The organism is Streptomyces sp. F63 (assembly GCF_018070345.1).
Classification (GTDB): domain Bacteria; phylum Actinomycetota; class Actinomycetes; order Streptomycetales; family Streptomycetaceae; genus Streptomyces.
Genome location: NZ_JAGPXX010000001.1, coordinates 286,415 through 309,815, shown reverse-complemented (window position 1 = coordinate 309,815; position 23,401 = coordinate 286,415). Strand labels below are relative to the sequence as shown.

The following is a 23,401-nucleotide window of genomic DNA, read 5'->3' as shown; positions in this document are numbered from 1 at the left end:
TGGGATCGGTGCGCCGACCCGCGTCGCCGGTCACGGCTGCGGGCCGACGGCGTCATCGGGAAGCCTCCGCCGCGTGCAGCGCTTCCCGTATCTGGGCGGCCAGCGCCTCGACGGTGGGACGCTCGAAGAAGGCGCGTGACGACAGGGCCACGCCGTGGACGTCGCGCAGCCGGGCGACCACGCGCACCAGGTGGAACGAGTTCCCGCCCAGCCGGAAGAAGTGGTCCTTGGCCCCGATGTCCTCCTGGCCCAGCACCTCGCTCCAGACCGAGGCCACGGAGCGCTCGAGCTCGTCGCGCGGCGCGACCGCGGGGCCGGCCGCGGACCCGCTCGTCAGCGGCTCGGGGAGTGCCTTGGCGTCGACCTTCTTGTTCGGCGTCAGGGGCAGTTCGTCGAGTTCGACGATCTGCGTGGGCACCATGTAATGCGGAAGATGTTGTTCGAGATAAGTGCGCAGATCTGCTTCCAGCACGGGACCTTTCCTTTCGTGCGGACCGGGGGATCTGGCCATCGTGGGTCCGGGCCCGGAGCCTCCCGCAGCCGTGGCCACAAGTTGCCGCCCTCGTTGACCACCCCTGTGACCTGGCCTTCCATGGGGACTCCGGCACTGCCCTTCTCGCAGTCCGCCGACGACACCCACTTTCGTGCCTCGTGAGGGAGAGCTGCCTTGGCCATGGGAGAACCACGTTTCCTGCCGCTCCTGGGGGAGCACCGCGGGCGTTCCGCGATGACCTGTCTGTACCGGTGCGGCAACGCCTGCGCCCACCCCGCACCCAACGCGTCGGGCAACCCGTACTTCGGTGACGTGGTGGCCGAGGGGATGAGCCGCCGCGGTGCCCTGCGCGGCGCGGGCGCCCTGGTCCTCGGAGCCGCGGCGGGCGGCCTCGCGGCCGGTCCCGCCGCGGCCGCTGCCGGGGCCGGTGCGACGGCCGGCCGCGCGGGGGCGGGGTCCGCGGGCGCGGGAACCCGCGCTCCGTCGTTCGCGCCGGTGGCCCCCACCCGTGAGGACGCGGTCAAGGTCCCGGAGGGTTACGAGCACGCCGTCGTCGTCTCCTGGGGCGATCCCGTCACCCCCGGCAGTCGGCCGCTCGACCCGAACCGGCTCACCGCCGCCGCGCAGGCCCGGACCTTCGGCTACAACAACGACTACGTCGCCGTGCTCCCGCTGCCCGGCGACGACCGCGGTGACCGCGGTGACCGCGCCCTGCTGGTGTGCAACCACGAGTACACCAACCCCGAACTGATGTTCCCCGGTTTCACCAGTCTGGACGCGCTCTCCGAGGAGGAGGTCCGGGCGACCGTCGAGGCCTCCGGCATGTCCGTCGTGGAGATCCGGCGGGACCGCGGGACCGGCCGCTGGCGACTGGCCCGCGAGGGCGCCCGCCGCCACAACCGCCGGGTCACCCGCTTCACCACCCGCTTCGCCGTCACCGGCCCGGCCGCCGGACACCCGCTGCTGCGCACCGCCGAGGACCCCCGCGGACGCACCGTGTGGGGAACCCTCGCCAACTGCGCCGGCGGCGTCACGCCGTGGGGCACCGTGCTGTCGGGCGAGGAGAACTTCAACTACTGCTTCAGTAACGGCGCCCAGGCCCCCGAGGAGCTCAAGACCAGACTGGCCCGCTACGGCGTCGACGTGAAGTCGCCCATGACCACGCGCGGCTGGTCCCGAGTGGACGAACGCCTCGATCTCGCCGAGCACCCGAACGAGGTGCACCGCTTCGGCTGGATCGTCGAGCTCGACCCATACGACCCCGAGGCCACGCCGCGCAAGCACACCGCGCTGGGCCGCATCAAGCACGAGGGCGCCACCGTCACCATCGCCCCCGACGGACGCGTCGTCGTCTACATGGGCGACGACGACCGGTTCGAATACCTCTACAAGTTCGTCTCCGACCGCACGTACGACCCCGGGCTCTCGGCCCGCGCCCGCGCGCACAACAGGACACTCCTGGAGTCGGGTTCCCTGTACGCCGCCGAACTCTCGGCGAGCAGCGCCGGTGAGATCGACGGCAGCGGGGCCCTGCCCTCCGACGGCTCCTTCGACGGCCGGGGCCGTTGGATCCCGCTGGTGGAGAACGGCCGGTCCATGGTCTCCGGCATGACCCTCGAAGAGGTGCTGATCTACACCCGTGAAGCCGCCGACCGTGCCGGGGCGACCAAGATGGACCGCCCCGAGGACGTCGAGGCCAGCCCGATCACCGGCAAGGTGTACGCCTCGCTGACCAACAACACCCGTCGCGGAGCCGCCGGTTACCCCGGTGCGGACGAGGCCAACCCCCGAACCGTCAACAAGCACGGCCACATCCTGGAGATCACCGAGGACGGCGGGGACCACGGTGCCGACGCCTTCGGCTGGACCCTGCCGATCGTCTGCGGCGACCCCTCCGATCCCACCACGCACTTCATGGGCCGGGACAAGAGCGGCGTCTCGCCGATCTCCTCGCCGGACAACCTCACCTTCGACCGGTCCGGAAACCTCTGGATCGCCACCGACTCGGCGCACGCCCTGGACGCCAACGACGGCCTGTACGCCACCGCGCTGTCCGGCCCCGAGGCCGGTCGCGTGCGCCGGTTCCTCAGCGCCCCGGTGGGTGCCGAGGTGTGCGGCCCGTACATCACGCCCGACGGCCGCACCGTCTTCGCCGCCATCCAGCACCCCGGCGAGGTCGACGGCTCCAGCTACGAGAAGCCCGCCTCCACGTGGCCGGACGGCGGGGTGCCGCGCCCCTCCGTCGTCTGCGCCTGGCGCACCGACGGCCGTCCGGCCGGGCACTGAGCACAGGGAGACAAGGACATGTCCCGACCCACCGTGGAGATCGAGAACCTCGGCAGGGTGTTCCGCGAGAAGGGCAAGGAGGTCACCGCGCTGCGCGAGGTCTCCTTCCACGTCGACGAGGGCGAGGTGGTCGGCCTGCTCGGCGGCAACGGCGCCGGCAAGACGACCCTCACCCAGATCATCAGCACGCTCCTGCTGCCCACCAGCGGCACCGTCCGGGTCTTCGGCCACGACGTCGTGCGGGACGTGAACGCCGTCCGGCGCAGCACCGTCGCCGTCTTCGGCGGTGACCGGGGCCTGTACCGGCGGCTCACCGGGCGGGAGAACCTCGTCTTCTTCACCATGCTCGGCGGCCACGGCCGCCGCGGACTTGCCGCACGGGTGGACGGGGCATTGGCCGAGGCGGGCCTCTCCGAAGCCGCCGACCGGCCCGTGCAGACGTACTCCAAGGGCATGAAGCAGCGCCTCCACCTGGCCATCGGCCTGGTGGCACGGCCCCGGCTGCTGCTGCTCGACGAGCCCACGGTCGGCCTCGACCCGGTCGAGGCCGAGCGGGTCCGCACCGTCGTCGCCGGACTGCGCGACGAGGGCGTGTCCGTCCTCCTCACCAGCCACTACCTGCTCGACATCGAGCGGCTCGCGGGGCGGGTGGTCCTCCTCGACGGCGGCCGGGTCATCGACTCGATGACCGTCCCCGAATTCGCGAAGACCGCCGGATACATCGCCACCGTCACGGTGCGCGGCCGGGGTCCCGCGCCCGCCCGCGACGCGGCCGCCGGCGACGGGGACTGCCTCGTCGTCGACGAGGTCACCACCGACGGGCCCGTCTGGACCGCCCGGCTCAGGGTCCGCGACTGGGGCGCCGAGGCGCTCGGCCGACTCAGCGGCCTGGTCGACAGCAGCGAGATCCTCGTCATGGACGTGGCACCGCTCCGCCTGGAGGACGCCTACGCCTGCTTCGAACTCGGGGGGACGCGCCATGGCTAGCCGCATCGCGGGTACCGCCTGGGTCCTGTGGACCTGTGCCCGGATGCAGATCCGGGAGATGAGCGGCAACCACCTCGGCCTCGTCATCGGTGTCGTCCAGCCCGTCGTGCTCATCCTGGTCACGGTCGGGTCACGGTCCGACCAGTCGGCCGAGACCGTGACCCGATGGACGATCGGCGTGCTCCTCACCTCGCTGTGGGCCAGCACCGTCTGGGTGGCGGGGGGCATCCTCCGCCTCGAACTCCACTACGGCACACTCGCCGCCAGCGTCACCAGCGTGCGCCCGGGCTTCCTCGTCCTCCTCGGCAAATGCCTCGGTGCCACCCTGCGGGGAGTCGCCGTCATCGCCGCGTCCGTGACCGTGACCCTCCTCCTCACCGGTGTGCGGATCACCCTCGCCCATCCCGGGTGGCTGCTTCTCGGCAGTGCCGTCACCGTCGTCTCCGGGGCGGCACTCGGCATGTTGCTGGCCTGTGTGCTGCTGCTCACCCAGTACGGCTTCCAGGTGTCCGCGGCCCTCATGTACCCGGTGTTCCTGCTGGGCGGTCTCCTCGTCCCCTCCGACCTGCTCCCCGGCTCCGTCAGCTGGATCTCCACGCTGATCAGCCTGAGCTGGGCGCAGGAGTTCCTGGCCGGCGCGGCCGCCGGGCACGTCGACCTCGGTGCGCTCGGCATGCTCACCGCGCTGACCGCTGGCTACTTCGCCCTGGCCATCGCCTCGTTCGTCCGGGTCGTGGACCGCGCACGCAAGGAGGGGACCCTTGAACTGGTCTGAGACGCTGTGGCGGTTCTCCGTGGTGGCACGCTTCGGCTGGTGGGAGTTCCGGGTCGAGAACCCGCCCGTGATCGTCTTGACGGCCCTGCTCCCGCGCGCCGTCCTGCAGTGCCTGTTCTTCACCGTGCTGGGCAGGGTCATCGGCCTCGCCGATCCGGCCTTCGCGTTCATCGGCTCCCTCGCCGTCATCCTGACCCTGTCGGGAGCGGTGGCGGTGATGGACGTCCCCATGCTCGACAAATGGTCCGGCACCTTCTACCGGATCCGCGGCGGACGGCTCCCCGCCTTCCCCGTCTTCCTCGTGCGCTCCCTGCCCTACACCGGGCTCGGACTCCTCTACTGCGTCGTCGCCATGGTCGTCGTGGCACCCCTGACCGGGCTCACCGGCACCCTGCCCGCGCTGCTGCCCTGGCTGCCGGTCTACCTCCTGATGGCGTGGACGACCAGCGCGGCCGGGCTGGCCGGCGCCGCCCTGGCCGTCGGGCGGCGCGCCGACGGCCTCGCGGGCAACCTGCTCGCCTACCTGGTGCTCCTTGCCAGCGGGGTGCTGCTCCCGCCCGGCCGCCTGCCCTGGGTCGACGCACTCGGCACCGTCCTGCCCGTGCGCAACGGACTGCTCGCCGTCCGGAGCGGCATGGCCGGGGAACCCTGGGCCGGTCACCTGCTCGCCGAGGCGGCGGTCGGCGCCGCCTGGCTGCTGCTGGCCTGGCTGGTCGTCGCCTGGCAGGTGCGCCGTGCCCGGGCCGGCGGCGGTGACGACTTCGCCTGACGGCCCGGCCGACCGCCGTACCCGGCCGGTCGCCCGGCTGCCCGACCGGACCGCCCCGGTAGCGCCCGGGCCGTCCCACCCGCCCCCTTGTCCCGGCTTGCTCATCCGAGACTTCCTACGGAGGAAGCGTGCAGAACACCTCGCGGATCGAGGCTGTGCTCGCCGCCCACCCGGGCATCGACCGTGCCGCTGTGGTCACCGTCCCGGGCCGTTCCGGCGGTGCGCCGGAAACCGTCGCCGCGCTCGTGGCGGCCGGCCCGACCGTGCCGCTCGCCGAGCTGCGCGACCACCTGTCCGACCATCTGCCCGCCGCGGAACACCCCCAGGGGTTCCGCTGGCTGCCCGAGCTGCCGCAGGCACCGGCCGGAGACGACGGGGAGGAGCTCGTCCGCTCGCTCGCCGCGTGGTGGCGGCGCGCCCCGGACACCCCGCCGGCCCTGACCGCGGCCACCCCGCTCGCCCGGGTGTGGTGGGGCGAACTCGGCCGTGACACCGACCTGTCGGACAGCGGGCACGGCTTCCTGACTCTCGGCGGGCACTCGCTGCTCGCCGTGCGCCTGCGCGCCAGGATCGCCGAGGAACTGGGGGTCGACGTACCGCTCCGGCTGCTGCTGGCCGAGAACGCCTCCCTGGAGCGACTGGAGGCGTACGTGGCCGACGCGCCCCGTACCGCCCGCCCCGCCGAACCGGAACCGGCGCCGCACCTCGTGACCGGCCCGGGCGGAGACCGTGCCCCCGGCCCTGAGACCGGCCCCCTGACCCCGGCGCAGCGGCGGCTGCACCTGCTCAGCCACGTGATGCCGGACCCCTCCGCCTACAACGTGGTCGGGTCCCTGCGCCTGGCCGGGCGGCCCGACCGCGCCCGGCTGGACGCGGCCCTCGCCGCGGTGGTCCGGCGCCACGACCTGCTGCGCGCCGAGGTCGGCGGCCCGGCCCACGGCGAGGCCCGTCTGGTGTACGACCGGCCGGTCACCCCCGTGTGGCAGACCGCGACCGGCCCCGAGGCCGACGCGGACGCGTTCGTACGGAGGATCGCCCGTCAGACCATCCCCCTGGACCGGGCGCCGCTGTTCCGCGCGGGGCTGCTGGAGTGCACCGACAGCGACGCCGTCTACCTGGTGCTCTCCGTCCACCACATGGTCTGCGACCAGCACAGCGTCGACCTGATGTTCGCCGGCCTGGCCGCCGCCTACGCCGGTGCCGCTCCACCGGGAGAGGCCCCCCGCTTCGCCGACCACGCGCGCCGCGCGGTCGCCGACCCCGACGCCGTCCGCGGCTGGCCGGAGGACCTGGAGTTCTGGCGGCGCCACCTGGACGGTATGCCCGCCCGGAGCGGACTGCCCTTCGCCCCCCAGCCCTCCACCGTCCCCGACTCCACCGGCTCCGGCGCCGTCCTCCGCTTCGACGCCCGGACCTCCGACCGGATCGACGCCCTGCTGCGCACGCACCGCGCCACCCCGGCCACCCTCCTGCTGGCCTGCGTGGGTCTGGTCCTGTCGGTCTGGACTTCCCGCGAGAGCGTCGTCCTGGGCATGCCGGCCTCGGTGCGCCGCGGCCACCGGGACGAGGACCTCTTCGGGTTCCTGCTCACCACGCTGCCCGTCCGGCTCGACGTGGGCGACCAGACCGATGCCGCCGGCCTGCTGCGGCACGCGGCGGAGCGCCACCTGGAGGCCTACGAACACGGGGCGCCGCCCTTCGACGTCCTGGCGGACGCCCTGGGACTGGCCGGCGACCCCACGCGCAACCCCCTCTTCCAGGTGTGGGTCAACGACGTCACCCGCACCCCGCCGCCCCCGCGCTTCGGGGACCTGGAGGCCACGCGTCATCAGCCGCCCGGTCACGCCGCCCTGTTCGACCTGAACTTCTACCTGCGTCGGGAGGACGGCTACCGCCTGGAGCTCGTCCACGCCACCGACCGAGTGGCGGGGGACGTCGCCCGTGAGGTCCTCGACCAGGTCGGGCACGCGCTGACCCGTCTGCTGGAGGAGCCGGACGCAGCCCTCGGACCGCTCGGGCCCGTCCCGGACCCGGCCCCCGCCCTCCCCGCGCACCCGGCCGCACGGCCGCTGGTGGACAGTGTCCGGGCCAGGGCGGCCGACACGCCCGACGCGGTGGCCGTGGAGCAGGACGGCGCTCCGGTCATGACCTACCGGGAACTCGTCGACCGGGTGGACGCCCTCACGGCCCGGCTGGTGTCGGCCGGAGCCGCCGGCGGTGCCGTGGTGGACGTGGCCTCGCGCCGCACGCCCCAACTGCCCGTCGCCCTGCTGGCGACCTGGGCGGCGGGCGCCGTACCCGCCCTGTCGGACGCCGCTCTGCCCGCCGCCCGGCTGCGCGAACAGCGGGACGCGGTCCGGCCCTGCCTGCTCCTGGACAGTGCCACGGCCGAAGCGGTCCCTCGTCCGGTGGCCGGCCCGACGCCGGGGGGGCGGCTGCCCGACGCGAGCCACATCCTGTTCACCTCGGGCACCAGCGGGCACCCGGCCGCCGTGGTGGCCGGCCGCGGGGTCCTCGAAGCCTCCCTCGACCGGTACGCGGAGGAGTTCGCGCCGGGGGCCGCCGACCGGGTCGCGCTGCTGGCCGGGCCGGGCCACGACCCCCTGCTGCGCGACCTGTTCGTACCGCTGCGCGCGGGCGGCACGCTCGTGGTGCCGCCCGACGGCGTCTTCCGGTCGCCCGACCGGCTCGTCCGCTTCCTGGACGAGAGCCGGATCACCGTCCTGCACGCCACCCCGGCCCTCCTCGAACTCGTCACCGCGGCCGGCGGCCCGGCGGCCCGGCTCGACGCGCTGCGGCTGGTGGTCTGCGGTGGCGCCCCCCTGACGGCGGGGCTCGTACGCCGGCTCCGCCGTCTCACCGGCGCCCGGATCGTCAACGCCTACGGCGCCACGGAGACCCCGCAGATCGCCTCCGGCGCCACCGTCGCCGAACTCGGCCAGGAGCCCGATCCGTCCCTGCCCGACACCGCGGTCCTCCCGGTGGGCGACGGGTTCGGCGGCAACCGGCTCCTCGTCCTCGACGAGGCGGGCCGCCCGGTGGAACCGGGGCGCCGGGGCGGCGTCGTGGTCGAGGGGCCGAGGGTGGCCCTGGGGTACCTGGACGACGGCGAGCGCGGCGACGCGTTCACGGCCGGGACGGGACCCGGCGTCCGCCGGTTCCACACCGGTGACCTGGGACGGCGCGATCCGGCGGGCCGGGTCCACATCGAAGGCCGCGCGGACCGGCAGTTCCTCGTCGACGGCTTCCGGGTGGCCCCGGAGGAGATCGAGGCCGCCGCCCTGAGCCACGACTCCGTCGCCCGTGCGCTGGCCACCTTCGAGGCCAACGCCGTCGGCGGCGTGCTGACCCTCCACGTGGTGCCGCACGGCGCCGCCCTCCCGGACCCCGACGGGCTGCGCACCCACCTGCGCCGCCTGCTGCCCGCCCACGCAGTCCCCGCCGTCGTACGCGTGGTGGACCGGCTCGGCATGGACCACAACCACAAGGTCTCCGCCGCCGGCAGCACCGCCCTGCCCACCGCCACCGCCACCGCGGCCGTCGACACCGCCGGGCAGGACGGCGGGCGCCTCGCCGCGCTCGCCCGCGAGGTGCTCGGCCGGGACCTGGGACCCGACGAGAACTTCTTCGACGCCGGGCTGACCTCGATCGGCCTCGTGCGGCTGCACGGGCTGCTGCGGGAGCGGCTGGGCCTTGACGTACCGGTGACCGAGCTGTTCGCCCGTCCCACTCTGAGCCGCCTCGCCGCAGTCCTCGACGCCCCTGCCGACGGACGCTCAGGGGGCGCGGACCGGAGGGCGGACCGTACCGCCGCCCGCATTCCGGGCCCGGGTCGCTCCATCACGGCCCCGCCCGGGGCCGGGTCCGCCGCCCGGCGCCGACTCGACATCCGACGACACCTTTACCAGGACACTGGGGAAAACTCATGAACGAACTGCCCGACCCCATAGCCATCATCGGCCTCGCCGGCCGGTTCCCCGGAGCCCGGAGCGCCGACGAGTTCTGGCGCAACCTCATGGCGGGGACCGACTCTGTCGAACCGCTCGACGACGACGCGCTGCGCGCCAACGGCGTGACCGAGGCCGCCCTGACCGACCCCGACTACGTCAAGGCGGTCGCCCAGGCCGCCGACCTCGACCGTTTCGACGCCGGGCTCTTCGGCTTCACCCCGCGGGACGCCGAGATCGCCGACCCGCAGATCAGGTTGTTCCTGGAGACGGCACACGCGGCGCTGGAGAATGCCGGGCACGTCCCCGGCTCACTGCCCGACGTCGGCGTCTTCGGCTCGGTCGGGACCAACACCTACCAGGGGCGGCTGGCGGACCCGGACGACGGGCGGGCGCGCAGCACCACGGGCATGTCCCGAGGCGCCCTCAACAACGCCGACTCCGCCGCCACCCTCGTCTCGTACAAGCTCGGTCTGCACGGCCCGAGCATGACCGTGCAGACGGCCTGCTCCAGTTCCCTCGTCGCCGTGCACCTCGCCGCCCAGTCCCTCCGCGCGGGCGAGTGCGAACTCGCCCTGGCCGGCGGCGCGGACGTGGAACTCCCCCTTGGCCACGGCCACTACTGGTCCGAAGGCGGACCGCTCACCAAGGACGGCCGCTGCCGTCCGTTCGACGCCGACGCCTCCGGGACGGTCTTCGGCAGCGGCGCCGGAGTGGTCGTCCTGCGCCGGCTCTCCGACGCGCTGGCCGACGGCGACCGCGTCCTGGCGGTGTTGCGGTCCACCGCCGTCAACAACGACGGCGCCGAGAAGGTCGGCTACACCGCGCCCAGCGTGACGGGGCAGGTCGCCGTCATCGCCGAGGCGATCAGCATGGCCGGTATCGACGCGGGCGACATCTCCCTCGTCGAGAGCCACGGCACCGGCACCGTGCTCGGTGACCCGATCGAAGTCACCGCCCTCAACGAGGCGTTCCGGATGTTCTCCGAGGATCCGGAGCCGGGCGGCTGCGCCTTGACCTCCGTCAAGGGCAACGTGGGCCACCTCGGCCACGCCGCCGGTGTCACCTCCCTGATCAAGGTGGTGCTCTCGCTGGTCAACGAGCGCATTCCGGGCAACGTCAACCTCGACCGGCCCAACCCCAAGCTGGAGCTGGACGGCTCCCCCTTCCGGCTGCCCGTCGAAGCCCAGGACTGGCCGAGCACGCCCGGAAGGCCCCGCTTCGCCGGCGTCAGCTCGCTCGGCATCGGCGGCACCAACGTCCACGCCGTGCTGGAGGAGGCGCCACCGCGCCCGCTGCCGCGGCACGACGGCAGCCCCCGCCTGGTGGTGTGGTCGGCCCGCACCCCGCAGGCGGCCGACACCTACCGGGAACGCCTGGCGGACCACTTCGCGGCCGTCGGCGAGGGCGAGTTCGCGGCCAGCGTCGACACCCTCCAGCGCGGCCGCACGGCCCACCCGGTCCGCGGCGCCGCGGTAGCCACCGGCGCTGCCGAGGCGGTGGCCGTCCTCACCGACCCCCGGTCCGCCGCGGTCGTCGGCACCTCCCGCGACCGGCCGGGCGCGATCGCCTTCCTCTTCCCCGGCCAGGGCAGTCAGCACGCGGGCATGGCCCACGACCTCTACGACCACGAGCCGTCCTTCGCCGCCCCGTTCGACGAGGTGCTGAACCTCTTCCAGGCCGAGGGCCTGCCCCTGCGGCAGTGGTGGCGCGAGGCGGCCCGGGACGCCGACCTGCAGAGCACCCTCAAGGCCCAGCCGCTGCTGTTCGCCGTCGAATACGCCCTCGCCCGGATGTGGATGTCCTGGGGTGTCCGTCCCACGGCACTGCTCGGCCACAGCATCGGTGAAGTGACCGCGGCAGCCGTCGCCGACGTGCTGTCCCTGTCCGACGCCGTCCGCGCGGTGGCCGTCCGGGCCCGTGCCATGGAGGCGCAGCCCGCGGGCGCCATGCTCGCGGTGGCCGCCTCCGCGGACCGGGTGCGGCAGCTGATGACCGAAGGCGTCACGATCGCCGTCGTCAACGGCCCCGAACAGGTCGTGGTGGCCGGCGGCACGGAGGACCTGCACGCCTTCGCGGCAGCCGCGCGCGAGGCCGGTCTGACCTCCCGCCGGATCAACACCTCCCACGCCTTCCACAGCCCCGGCATGGCCGAGGCCGCCGACGCGTACCACCGCGCCGTGGCACAGATGGAGCTGCGGCCGCCGCGCATTCCGGTCCACTCCGCCGCCACCGGGGCCCTGATGACGGACGCCCAGGCCACCGATCCCGCCTTCTGGTCCGGCCAGCTCACCGCTCCCGTCCACTTCGGCGCCGCCCTCGACACCCTGCTCGCCGAGCAGGACCGGCTGCTGCTCGAGGTCGGTCCCGGCCGTACGCTCACCGCCCTCGCCAGGCGCCACCCCGCGGTGCAGGACGGCGGCCACGTCCTCGCCGCCACCCTGCCGCAGCGGCGCGTGCAGTCCCCGGGCGACCGCCGGTCGGTCCTGAACGCACTGGCCACCGTGTGGACCGACGGACACGACGTCGCCTGGGACGGGGTGAACGGCGGAACGCCGTGGCTGCGCACCGAGGTGCCCGGATACCCGTACCAGCGCGAGCGTTACTGGGTGGAGCCGAACGCCGTCCGGCCGAGCGCCACCGAGCCGGCCGCCGTGCCGGCCGCCCTCCCGGCCGGGCCGGCCGAGCCGCAGGTCGTCAGCCCCTTCTCGATCGCGCGGTGGACCGAGGAGCCGCCGTCCGCCGCCCGGCCGGAACCGGCGCGGGGGACCCGCGGGGGCACCCACGCCGTCGTCCTGCTGCCCGCCGACCGCACCGCCTCGGTCGACCTGCTCGCCCGTCTGAGCCAGGCGGGACTGCGCGTCGTCCCGGTCTGGGCCGGAGAGGGCTTCGGTGAGGTGGCCGGCGGGTTCACCGTCCGCCCGGCGCACGCCGAGGACCTACGGTCCCTGCTCGGTACCCTGGCCGATCGGCAGACCGTGCCGGAACTGGTCGTGCACGGCTGGACGCTGGGCGCCGCCTCGGCCGCCGACGTGGAGCAGGCCCTCGAACTCGGTTTCCACACCGTCACCGAGCTCGTCCGGCAGGCCGGCCGGGCGCTGGGGGGCTCCGTCCAGCCCGCGCTCACGGTCGTCACCGAGCGGTCCGTGGACGTCTCCGGCGACGAGCCCGTCGAGGCCGCGCACGCCATGCTGACGGGCCTGGTGCGCACCCTGGCCAAGGAGAACCCACGGGCGGCCGCGCGCCTGATCGACCTCGGCACCGGGGTGGGAGAGGAGGAGACCGTCCAGGAGCTGCGCCGCTGGCCCGACAGCGGACTGGTCGCCCTGCGGGGGGACCGCCGTTGGCTTCCGGTGGAGACCCCCTACCGGCCCGAGCCCCTGGAGGCGAATCCGCTCCGCCGGGGCGGTGTCTATCTGATCACCGGCGGCCTCGGCGGCCTCGGCCTGTCCGTCGCCAAGGGGCTGGCGAGCAGCGGCCTGCGTCCGCGACTGGTGCTGCTCGGCCGGGGCGGTGTGCTCGCCCGGGCCGCCCGGGAGGAACTGGAGCAGTTCGGCGCCGTGGTCCTGGCACGGTCCTGTGACGTCACCGACACCGCCGCGCTGACGACCGTGGTGGACGAGGTCACCGAGGAACACGGCCCGGTGCACGGCGTGTTCCACCTGGCCGGGATCGCCGGCGACGCCATGGTCCAGTTCTCCGACCGGGACCGTGCGCAGCGCACGCTCGCCCCCAAGGTGGCCGGCACCCTCGCGCTGCGCGAGGTCTTCGAGGGACGTCGCACTCTCGACTTCTTCGTCGGGTTCTCCAGCCGCGCCGCGCTCGACGGACTCGTGGGCAGCGGCGACTACGCGGCGGGTAACGCCTTCCTCGACGCCTGGGTCCGCTCCGCCCGGATCAACGCCGACCGGCTGCTGAGCATCAACTGGCCGTCGTGGACCGATGTGGGCATGGCCGTCGAGGGCCTGGCCGACGACGAACGCCGCAGGGTCGCGGAGAAGGGCGGCGTCCACTGGTCGGTCGACGTCAGCGCCGAGGCCTTCCCCGTCCTGGACGAGCACCGGATGGACGGTACCCCCGTCATGCCGGGCACGGCGTACCTGGACCTGGCCATCGGGGCGTACCGCTCCGAGGTGCTGGGCGGCGCAGAGGGATCCGTACGCGTGTCGGACGCCGTCTTCCTCCGCCCGCTCGCCGTTCCGGCCGTCCGCCGCCTGGAGATCGCGTTCGCGCCGGACCCGGCGGGCGGACACGCGTTCACCATCACCTCGACGCCGGTGGGAGGACCGGGCGCGGTACTGAAGCATGTGACCGGGCGGATCGGCCCGGCCACCGCCGAACGGCGCCGGGTGGACCTGCGGGCGCTGCTGGCCTCCGTACCGGACAGCAGTCCGTCCGCGTTGAAGTCCGGTCGGCTGGCCTTCGCCCTGGGGCCCCGCTGGCACACCGTCGAGGAGGTCCGCACCACCTCCGCCGACCGGGAGCTGCGCGTGGTCGCGCTGGCCCTGCCCGAGGAGTTCGCTGCCGAGGCGGGACAGCACGCCGTACACCCGACGCTGCTGGACGCCGCTACCGCCTATGCCCGCGACATCGAGCGCGAGGACCCGCACCTGCCGTTCCTCTACCGCGAGCTGACCGTCCACGAGGAGTTGCCGCCGAAGCTGTTCAGCAAGGTGCGCCGCAAGAACTCGGCACGGGACACGATCGCGGCGGACATCGAACTGATCGCGCCTGACGGCCGGGTCGTGGCCGAGATCACCGGGTTCATGATGCGTAGGATCACCGGGGACGTACTGGGCGGCGCCGACACGCAGGAAGCGGCGGCACCGGCCGGTCCGCGCCCGGAGGGCATCCCCCCGCAGACGGGGCTCGACCTGCTCTTCGAGCTGTTGGGCGGCCACACTCCGCGGCAGGTGGCCGTGCGGCCGTTCCGGGAGGAGGCGCCCCTGCCCCTCGGGGACACGGTGACGACGGTTCCGGGCGGAGGTTCGCCGACCGCCACGAGCGCGGCCGCGGAGCCGCCGGCCGAGTGGGCCGCGGTGGCGGCGGCGAGCGGGGGCGAGACCCCCGCGCCTGCCTCGGACCCCGGCCTCGCCGCGGCCCCGTCCGCTGCTCGCGCGGCGAGCGTCGACGACCGGGTGGCCGCCCTGTGGTCGGCCATGCTCGGCATCGGGAACGTCGCTCCGGACGACGACTTCTTCGAGCTCGGCGGGAACTCGCTCACGGCCGTGGAACTGATGTCGCACCTGCGGGCGGAATTCGGTATCGACCTGAGCATCGCAGCGATGTTCGACTTCCCGACGCCGCGCACGCTGGCGGAGGAACTGCGCCGACTCGGTTCGAGCTGACACGAGTCGCCCTGTCATTCCGTGCTCTGGAGAAGAGGTAGTCAGAAAAAGTGGTCACCCTGTACACGACCTTCCCATCGGCGGCCGGTCGCACCCCGTGGGAATTCAGAGAGCGCCTGATCCAGGAGGCCAAATGGGCCGAGGCGGCCGGCATCCGCGGCATGCTCGTCTACAGCGACAACACCCTTCTCGACCCGTGGGCCGCCGCGCAGCTCCTCATCGAGAACACCGTGCGGTTCGTGCCGCTCGTGGCCGTCAACCCGGTGTACATGCACCCGTTCAGCGTGGCCCGGATGATCAGCAGCATCGGCTTCCTCCAGGAGCGCCAGGTCGACCTGAACTACGTCATCGGCGGATTCCCCCGGCACCTGCGGGAGCTCGGCTGCGGACTCGACCACGACCGGCGCTACGACCGGCTCACGGAATACGCGGAGATCGTTCAGCAGCTCTTGGACGGCGACCGCCCGGTCTCCTACGAGGGCGAGTTCTACCGACTGAGTCACGCGACCGTCACTCCGCCGCTCGAACCCGGTCTGAAGCCAGGTGTGTTCGTCTCCGGCACCTCCGACGCCTGTCGCACGGCTCAGCAGCGGCTCGGGGTCACCCGGTTGGCCTATCCCCGTGAGATCGGCGCATACGGAGAGGGAACGCCGCTCGTCGACAGTGGCTTCCGCCTCGGCATCATCGCCCGCGATACCGCCGAGGAGGCCTGGGCCGTCGCCCACGCGCGGTTCCCCTCCGACCCGCTGGGCGAGGAGGTGCACGAGATCGCGGCCGAGACCGTCGAATCGCAGTGGCACCTCGGCCTTTCCCGAGACGCGTTCCAGTCGCACGCGCCCAAGGACACCTACTGGCTTTATCCGTTCCGCGCCTACAAGACCTTCTGCCCCTACCTCGTCGGCACTTACGAACAGGTGGGCAAGCTGCTCGCGCGCTACCTGGCACTCGGAGTCTCGACCCTCATCCTGGACGAGATCACCGAAGAGGCGGACCTGCACCACTCGATGCGCGCGCTGCGCCACGCTCAAGGGGAAACCTCGTGACCCCGCTGTCCCGTCCCCAGCGGGTTCACCAACCAACTCGAAGGGTTGAGCGCCATTCACGGGCTGCAAAACGTTCGGTTCTTCCCCTGGCTCGTCGCACCGTCCCGCCGACCTGAGCCCTTCACTTCCTGCGGGGCAAAGGGGAACCTCGTCGCGGAGTGGTTCGACGGCCCACACTGGAGCCTGTCCGACTGATCGTCCACGTTAGCCCAGGCGAGGACGGGCGGTGAGAGGCTGCCTCCGCTGACCAGCTTGGTGGGAAATGATCTCCGTGGTCGCGGGAAACGATCTTCGGCCGCGTGATTTTAGCGCTGATCAGGGCATTTCGTCGGTGCCCCACGCACGAGGTATCGGTAACGGGCCTCTCCGAGTGACGAAAGTCGCTGGGAGAGGCCCGTTCCGCGTTCCGGAGGCGGTTCACGGACGCCCGGACGCGACGCACCTCATGAGGCGGTGTCCGCGGACGCGTGCACCGGAGAGCCGTCCGCGTCGGCATGCGGTGACGTGTGCGAAGGCGATCGCCGGGACCGGTCCACGGGGGATGCACGCCCGGGGGGATGAACGGAGTGCGGCCCCGGCGGGTCACCGGCCCGGAAACGCGCGTGGCCGTCCCACACTGGGACGTCGCCGGACAAAGAGGGGCCACGGGCGGTACGCGGCGCACGGCACCGGACCTTTCCCGGCGGCCCTCCGGCCGGCGCCGCCGACGAGCACGAGGAAGAAAGGCCGGCCATGTCCCGACCGGCACGTGAGCGCCGTGACGCCGCACGGCACCCGGCCGGCGACCGCGGCGGAACCGGATCCGTCGTGCTGGAGGTCGGCGGTCTGCACTGGGCCTCGCAGCAGAGCACGGTGACCGCCGTCCTGGAACGCCGGCCCGGCGTGCTGAAGGTGGAGACCAACCCCGTCGCGCAGACGGCCACCGTCGTCTTCGACCGGGAACGCACATCAGTGGCCGAGTTGCGGCGCTGGGTGACCGAGTGCGGATACCACTGTGCCGGGCTGTCCGTCCCCTCCCACATCTGCGATCCGCTGATCGATCCCGGACGGACTCCCGTGGAGCGCGTCGCGGGCGGAGCCGGCGCGCGCGAGGCGCCCGCCGGTGCCGAGGGGCGGCCCCGCCCCCCGCAGGAGGTGATGGGCCACGGTGGCCGCGGCGAGATCTCCATGGAGGCCATGGTCGCGGGGATGCGCCACCGCTTCCTGGTGGCGCTGCTGTTCTCGGTCCCCATCGTGATCTGGTCCCCGATCGGTGAGGACGTCTTCGGCCTGCACGCCCCGGTGCCGTTCGGGCTGCGCCAGGACGTGTGGGCGCTGCTGCTGAGCCTGCCGGTGATCTTCTACTCGTGCACGGTCTTCTTCGGCGGCGCCGTACGGGCCCTGCGGGCGCGGACCCTGGACATGATGGTCCTGGTCGCGGTCGCCGTCGGCGCCGGCTGGCTGTACTCGCTGATCGTCACGCTGACCGGCGGCGGCGAGGTCTTCTACGAGGCGGCCACCGTCCTGGCGGCCTTCGTGCTGCTGGGGCACTGGTTCGAGATGCGCGCCCGGGGCGGCGCCAACGACGCCATCCGCACCCTGCTGGATCTCGCGCCGCCCAAGGCGCTCGTGGTCCGGGACGGTGAGCCGGTGGAGATCCCGACGGCCGAGGTCGTGGTGGGGGATCTGCTGCTGGTCCGCCCCGGTGCCAGGATCGCTGCCGACGGCACCGTGGAGGAGGGCGAGAGCGAGGTCGACGAGTCGACGGTCACCGGTGAGAGCCTGCCGGTGCACAAGGCCCCCGGCTCGGCGGTCGTCGGCGCCACCGTCAACGTCAACGGCACGCTGCGCGTGCGGGCCGGCCGCGTCGGTTCCGACACCGCGCTGGCCCAGATCGTCCAGCTCGTGCAGGAGGCGCAGAACTCCAAGGCGCCCGGCCAGCGGCTGGCCGACCGGGCCGCCTTCTGGCTCGTCCTCCTCGCGCTGACCGGCGGCCTGACGACTCTGGGCGTCTGGCTGCTGGCCACCGACCGGACCTTCGGCGCCGCGATGCTCTTCGCGATCACCGTCGTGGTCATCACCTGTCCGGACGCCCTCGGTCTGGCCACTCCCACGGCGATCATGGTGGGCACCGGACTGGGGGCGGGCCGCGGCGCGCTGTTCAAGAACGCCGCGGCCCTGGAGGTCTCCGCCGGGATCCGGACCGTGGTCATGGACAAGACCGGCACCCTGACCAAGGGCGAACCGGAGGTCACCGACGTCGTCACCGCACCGGGGCCCGGGGAGGGAGGCGAGGAGGAGCTGCTCCGGCTCGTCGCGGCGGTGGAACGGGAGTCCGAGCACCCCCTGGCGGAAGCCGTCGTCCGTCACGCCGAGAGCCGGGACGTGGCGCCCGCGAGCGCCCGTGGCTTCGAGAACGTGCCGGGCCACGGAGCGACCGCCGTCGTGGACGGTCACCGGGTCGCGGTCGGCAACCGCCGCCTGGCCGAACGGGAAGGCGTCGATCTGGCCCCGGTGGCCGCCCGGCGGGAGGAACTGGCCGCCACCGGCCGCACCGTCGTCATCGCCTGCGTCGACGGCCGGGTGGCGGGGCTGATCGGCATCGCCGACGCGCCCCGGGAGACCTCGGCGGCCGCCGTGCGCGAACTGCACGCCCTGGGCGTCGAGGTGGTGATGCTCACCGGCGACAACCGGGCCACGGCCGAACGGATCGCGCGGCGACTCGGCATCGACACCGTCATCGCGGAGGTACTCCCCGGGGACAAGGCCGCGAAGATCGCCGAGTTGCAGCGCGGTGGCCGGAAGGTCGCCATGGTCGGCGACGGCGTCAACGACGCGCCCGCTCTCGCCCGGGCCGATCTCGGCATCGCCATCGGCGCGGGCACCGACGTGGCCATCGAGACCGCAGACCTGGTACTGATGCGCTCCGACCCCCTCGACGTGCCCACCGCCCTGCGCATCGGCCGCGGAACCCTGCGCAAGATGCGGCAGAACCTGGGCTGGGCCATCGGCTACAACGCCGTGGCCCTGCCGATCGCGGCGGGGGTCTTCGAGCCGGCCTTCGGCCTGGTGCTCCGGCCGGAGATCGCCGCGCTGTCCATGTCCGGCTCCAGCGTCATCGTCGCTCTCAACGCCCTGGCCCTGAAACGGCTGCGGCTGCCGGGGGACGGAGGACGGGCCGGCGGCTGATCCGTACCGGCCGCACCGGGGGCGGGGGCACGAGGAGGCCCGCCGGCCCGGTGGCGGCCGGGGAGCGAAGGCCTGGTGGCGGCCGGACCGCCCGTTCCGGCGGGCACGGGCGGGGACGGATCCCGGACGACCAGGGTGGCTGCTCACCGGTTCCGTGTGCCCGGTGCGGCGCGCTCCACCGGACGGGCCCCGCGGCCCCGCGGCCGGGAACACCAGCGGGCTCTCCGGCGGACCGCCGGAAGGACCGGGCCCACCGCCGGTGAAGGGTCGCCACTCGGCCGTTCACCGGAAGAGTGCGGTACCGGAGCGGTCAACTCGCTAGGATCACGGCATGATTACGGCTCGGCCACCTTTCGCCGCGCAGCGCTTCCGTTCCTGGACGGAACCGCTGCGCGTGCTGTGGCTGGCCGTGCTGGTGTTCGGCGTGGTGTACGTCCACGCGGTGAGCGCGGACGGCGTAACGGGCCACCTTCCGGCACCGGCACCCACGTTCGCCGCGACGGGACTCGCGGATCCTGCGAGCCCCGCGAGCGGGACGGGGCCCGGAACCGGCGGGGTGACCGAGGAGGCCTCGCCGGAGCGCCACGGCGGGGGTCACGGCAGCGACCCCTCCCATCCGGCGCCGGAGTGCCTGCCCGGACAGCCGCAGCAGAGCCCCGGGCCGGCGGCTCCGTGCGCTCCTTCGCCCGCCGGTGACCGGGCCGTCCCGGCCGCGGCGCCGGGCGAGCTCTCCCCGGGCGATCCGGCGGCCGCCGGGCGGCTGCCGGCGGACGCCCGTAGACAGGCCGTTCTGCGGATCTAGGATCCGGCGTCCTGCCGGCCGGTCACGCCGCAGCCCTGCTTCGCCGCAATCCCGCGGCCCGGACGATTCCCGGCCACAGGGTCCGCGCGTTCCGGCCACCGGCGCCCGGTTTCTCGTCGACTCTGCTCCCACCCTCCCTCGACCGGGCGGGTGGGCACACCGTGGCGTCGCACCCCGAGCCGCCCCCATCGCCCGTACGCCCCTTCCGGACGCGTGTCCGGAAGGCGGCCGCTCCGCGGAGGACCCGTGCCGAACCGCTTCCGCAGCCCCCGGATCTCCTCACCCCGTGTCCCCGCCGTTCCGCCCCGGCCGTACCGGCTTCTCTCGCTGGTGCTGGGCGGGCTGCTGCTGACCGCCTTCGACTGCACGGCGCTTCTGCACGGCCCCGGCCACGCATACGGCACAGCGGCCGGCGCCGTGTTCGGCCACACCCACAGCCCGCACCATCCCCCGGATCATCACGGCACGCACGACCGCGGTGCGCAGGAAGCCGGGCGCACGGGGACGGAACCGGCCGAGCCGGCGCCCCCGGGCGATTCCTGTTCCCCGCCGGCCCCCGCCGGTGTGTTCCAGAACCGTCCGCTGTCACCGTCTCCCGGTGAGGACACCGCGGCTGACCTGCCGGCGGTGTCCGAGGAGACCGAGCCCGGCCGTACGGTGCCGCGGTCGGCCGCGCCGGGGATCCGGAGACCGCTCTCCGGCCGGTCCACGCTCCGCCTCGTCTGCCGGTGGCGCGTATAGGAGCCGCTCCGGCCTCCCCGCCGGGACAGCGGCGTCCGGCACCACACCGCTCCGCGTGCTGCGGGGCGCCCGCGTACACGCGGTACGCGGGCGGCCCTCCGCTGTGCGGTGCGCGGCACCGGACGCCGTGGCCCGGTCCGAGGCGAACGGCCGGGCCGGGTCCCGGACGCGGCGCGCGGCGCCGGGCGGACCCCGGACCGCCCGGCAGCCGTGGGAGACCCGGCTGCCCTGTGCCGTCGGCCGGCCCCCGGGCTCGCCCGGACCGCGGAGGCGGCGTAGCGAGTGCCCGGCGTACCGAGTGCCCGGCGTACCGAATCAGCGACGTACCGAATCAGCGACGTACCCACCATCGACCGAGAGCGGGAAGATGACCCCCCCGACCACCGATCCGACACCCCCCACCGGCTCCGCCCTTCCCGGGCTGGTCGGCAACACCCCTGTGCTCCGCGTGTCCCAACCGCTCGCTCCGGCGGGACGCGGCTTCTGGGCGAAACTCGAAGGCTTCAACCCCGGCGGCATCAAGGACCGTCCCGCACTGCACATGGTGGAACGGGCCCGCGCCCGCGGTGATCTGCGGCCCGGCGGCCGGATCATCGAATCCACGAGCGGCACCCTCGGCCTGGGGCTGGCCCTGGCCGGGATGGTCCACCGCCATCCGGTCACGCTGGTCACCGACCCGGGGCTGGAAACGTCCATGACCCGGCTGCTGACCGCCTACGGCGCCCAGGTCAACGTCGTCTCGGAGCCCCACCCCACCGGCGGCTGGCAGCAGGCCCGCCGCGACCGGGTCGCCCGGCTCATGGAGCGGTACCCCGGTTCCTGGTGCCCGGACCAGTACAACAACCCGGACAACACCACCGCCTACACCCCGCTCGCGCTGGAACTCGCCTCCCAACTGGGCCATATCGACGTCCTGGTGTGCAGCGTGGGCACCGGAGGCCACTCCGCCGGAGTGTCCCGGACGCTGCGGCACCTCTTCCCGGGGATCCGGCTCGTCGGCGTCGACACCATCGGCTCGACGATCTTCGGCCAGCCCGCCCGCCCCCGTCTGATGCGCGGCCTGGGCTCCAGCATCTACCCCCGCAACGTCGCCTACGGGAGCTTCGCCGAGGTGCACTGGGTGGCACCCGCCGAGGCGGTGTGGGCCTGCCGGCGGCTCGCGGCCTCGCACTACGCCACCGGCGGTTGGAGCGTGGGGGCGGTCGCCCTGGTCGCCGGCTGGCTGGCCCGCACCCTGCCCGCGGACACGAGGATCGCGGCGGTCTTCCCCGACGGCCCGCAGCGTTACCTCGGAACCGTCTACGACGACGACTACTGCGCCGCACACGGGCTCCTGGAGAACCCGCCGGCCGCCGAACCGGAGGTGATCGGGCGGCTGAACGAGAAAGAAGTCACCCACTGGACGCGGTGCACCACCGTGGCAGACCCGCTCACGCTCGGCGCCGGGGAACCGCGGAACGCGGAAGCGGAGGCACCGCGGGCCGCCGCGGACCGGACCGGCGCACCCGATGCCGGCGCCGTGGCCGGCGCAGGGTCCGGAACCGGGGAGGCGGGCCGGTGAAGACGGTCTTCAGGCAGACGCGGTCGTACAAGCGCAGCGTCCAGTTGCTGATGGTGAACCAGTTCACCATCAACCTCGGCTTCTACATGCTGATGCCGTACCTGGCCGGGCATCTCTCCGGCACGCTCGGGCTGGCCGGGTGGATCGTCGGACTCGTCCTGGGCGTACGGAACTTCAGCCAGCAGGGCATGTTCCTGGTCGGCGGGACGCTGGCCGACCGGCTCGGCTGCAAACCGCTGATCGTCGCCGGCTGCGTGCTGCGCACGGCCGGGTTCGCGATGCTGGGGCTGGTCGACTCGCTCCCGGCACTGCTGGCCGCCTCGGCGGCCACCGGGCTGGCGGGCGCGCTGTTCAATCCGGCGGTCCGGGCCTACCTCGCCGCCGACGCGGGAGAACGCCGTGTGGAGGCGTTCGCGCTGTTCAACGTCTACTACCAGGCCGGCATTCTGCTCGGCCCACTGGTGGGGATGGTCCTGACCGGGGTGGACTTCCGCGTCACCTGCCTGGTGTCGGCAGGGATCTTCGCCGTACTGAGCATCGTGCAGATCCGCGGCCTGCCCGCGCGCCGGGCCGGGGACTCCGGCGGCACGGAGACCGAGGCGGCGGGGAAGCGGCGGGAGAGCGTCCTGTCCCAGTGGCGCGGCGTGGTGGCCAACCGGCCGTTCCTGCTGTTCTCCGGGGCGATGATCGGCTTCTACGTCCTGCAGTTCCAGGTCTACCTCGCGCTGCCGATGGAGATCCGCCGCCTCGGCGGCGACGGGAACTCCGGCACGGCTGCGGTGGCGCTGCTCTTCGCCGTCTCCGGGCTGAGCACGATCCTCTTCCAGACGAGGGTGACCACCTGGTGCAGGGCCCGGATGGAACCGGGCCGCGCTCTCACCCTGGGACTGCTCGTCATGGGCGCCGCCTTCACGCCGCTGCTGGCCGGCACGGCCGTTCCCGTGCCGGCGGGCGGTGCGGCGTTGTGGCTGCTGGCCGCGGTGCCACCGACCCTGGCCGCGCTGCTGCTGGCCCTCGGCACGATGATCGCCTACCCGTTCGAGATGGACACCATCGTCAGGCTGTCCGGTGACCGCCTCGTCGCCACGCACTACGGGCTGTTCAACACCATCTGCGGTGTCGGCATCACGCTGGGGAATCTCCTCATCGGTGCCGCGCTGGACGCCGCCCGGGCGGCGGGGGTGTCCGCGCTGCCGTGGACGGCGCTGCTCGTCCTGGGACTGGCCTGCTCCGGAGCCCTCTACGGGCTGCACCGCACCGGCCGTCTGGCCCGGTCCGTGCCGCGGGCGCGGCCCCGGCCCGCGACGGCCTGAACCGCCGTCCGCGCACCTGGGGGCGGGCGGCCGCGCCGCCCGCCCCTGTGCGTCCCCGCTCGGGCGTCCGCCCTGGTCACGATCGCGGCGGCGGGGTGACCGGCCCACAGTGAGCTGCCCACCGGACCGTGCGGGCCACCGCGGTCAAGGGGCCGCGCGGCCCACCAC

General features: G+C 73.7%; 12 protein-coding genes. 11 read left to right on the top strand and 1 reads right to left on the bottom strand.

The genetic code is table 11. The features are described from left to right. Positions 1 to 52: 52 nt before the first annotated feature. Positions 53 to 472: a phosphopantetheine-binding protein gene (locus KBZ10_RS01355; RefSeq protein WP_210985571.1), complete on the bottom strand. Its 420-nt coding sequence runs from the start codon at positions 470 to 472 to the stop codon at positions 53 to 55. A gap of 201 nt (positions 473 to 673) precedes the next feature. On the opposite strand from KBZ10_RS01355, the gene KBZ10_RS01350 reads away from it, so the two are divergent. From KBZ10_RS01350 to KBZ10_RS01300, 11 genes are all read left to right on the top strand, one after another. Beyond that, positions 674 to 2,779, top strand: coding sequence for a PhoX family phosphatase (locus KBZ10_RS01350; protein ID WP_210985570.1), 2,106 nt, complete (start codon positions 674 to 676; stop codon positions 2,777 to 2,779). Between the two features lie 18 nt (positions 2,780 to 2,797). Beyond that, entirely contained in the window at positions 2,798 to 3,766 is a 969-nt protein-coding gene (locus KBZ10_RS01345; RefSeq protein ID WP_210985569.1) for an ABC transporter ATP-binding protein, read from the top strand. Next, a complete protein-coding gene (locus tag KBZ10_RS01340; RefSeq protein ID WP_210985568.1) occupies positions 3,759 to 4,541 on the top strand; it encodes an ABC transporter permease in 783 nt (260 codons plus the stop codon). The genes KBZ10_RS01345 and KBZ10_RS01340 overlap by 8 nt, the downstream gene beginning before the upstream one ends. After that, entirely contained in the window at positions 4,528 to 5,310 is a 783-nt protein-coding gene (locus KBZ10_RS01335) for an ABC transporter permease (RefSeq protein ID WP_210985567.1), read from the top strand. Before KBZ10_RS01340 ends, KBZ10_RS01335 begins: the two co-directional genes overlap by 14 nt. 128 nt (positions 5,311 to 5,438) lie before the next feature. Beyond that, positions 5,439 to 9,239, top strand: a complete 3,801-nt coding sequence (locus KBZ10_RS01330; RefSeq protein WP_210985566.1) for an AMP-binding protein — start codon at positions 5,439 to 5,441, stop codon at positions 9,237 to 9,239. Next, positions 9,236 to 14,605 carry a type I polyketide synthase gene (locus KBZ10_RS01325; protein ID WP_210985565.1) on the top strand — a complete coding sequence of 1,790 codons (5,370 nt, stop codon included), beginning with the start codon at positions 9,236 to 9,238 and terminating at the stop codon, positions 14,603 to 14,605. The genes KBZ10_RS01330 and KBZ10_RS01325 overlap by 4 nt, the downstream gene beginning before the upstream one ends. A gap of 50 nt (positions 14,606 to 14,655) precedes the next feature. Continuing rightward, positions 14,656 to 15,648, top strand: a complete 993-nt coding sequence (locus KBZ10_RS01320; protein WP_210985564.1) for an LLM class flavin-dependent oxidoreductase — start codon at positions 14,656 to 14,658, stop codon at positions 15,646 to 15,648. Positions 15,649 to 16,380: 732 nt separating this feature from the next. Then, on the top strand, positions 16,381 to 18,816 hold the full coding sequence (locus tag KBZ10_RS01315) for a cation-translocating P-type ATPase (RefSeq protein ID WP_210985563.1): 2,436 nt from the start codon (positions 16,381 to 16,383) through the stop codon (positions 18,814 to 18,816). A 331-nt stretch (positions 18,817 to 19,147) separates the two neighbouring features. Beyond that, positions 19,148 to 19,618, top strand: coding sequence for a hypothetical protein (locus tag KBZ10_RS01310; RefSeq protein ID WP_210985562.1), 471 nt, complete (start codon positions 19,148 to 19,150; stop codon positions 19,616 to 19,618). Between the two features lie 1,108 nt (positions 19,619 to 20,726). After that, positions 20,727 to 21,920, top strand: a complete 1,194-nt coding sequence (locus tag KBZ10_RS01305) for a PLP-dependent cysteine synthase family protein (RefSeq protein ID WP_210985561.1) — start codon at positions 20,727 to 20,729, stop codon at positions 21,918 to 21,920. 50 nt (positions 21,921 to 21,970) lie between these two features. Then, entirely contained in the window at positions 21,971 to 23,233 is a 1,263-nt protein-coding gene (locus KBZ10_RS01300) for an MFS transporter (protein ID WP_210985756.1), read from the top strand. Positions 23,234 to 23,401 lie beyond the last annotated feature (168 nt).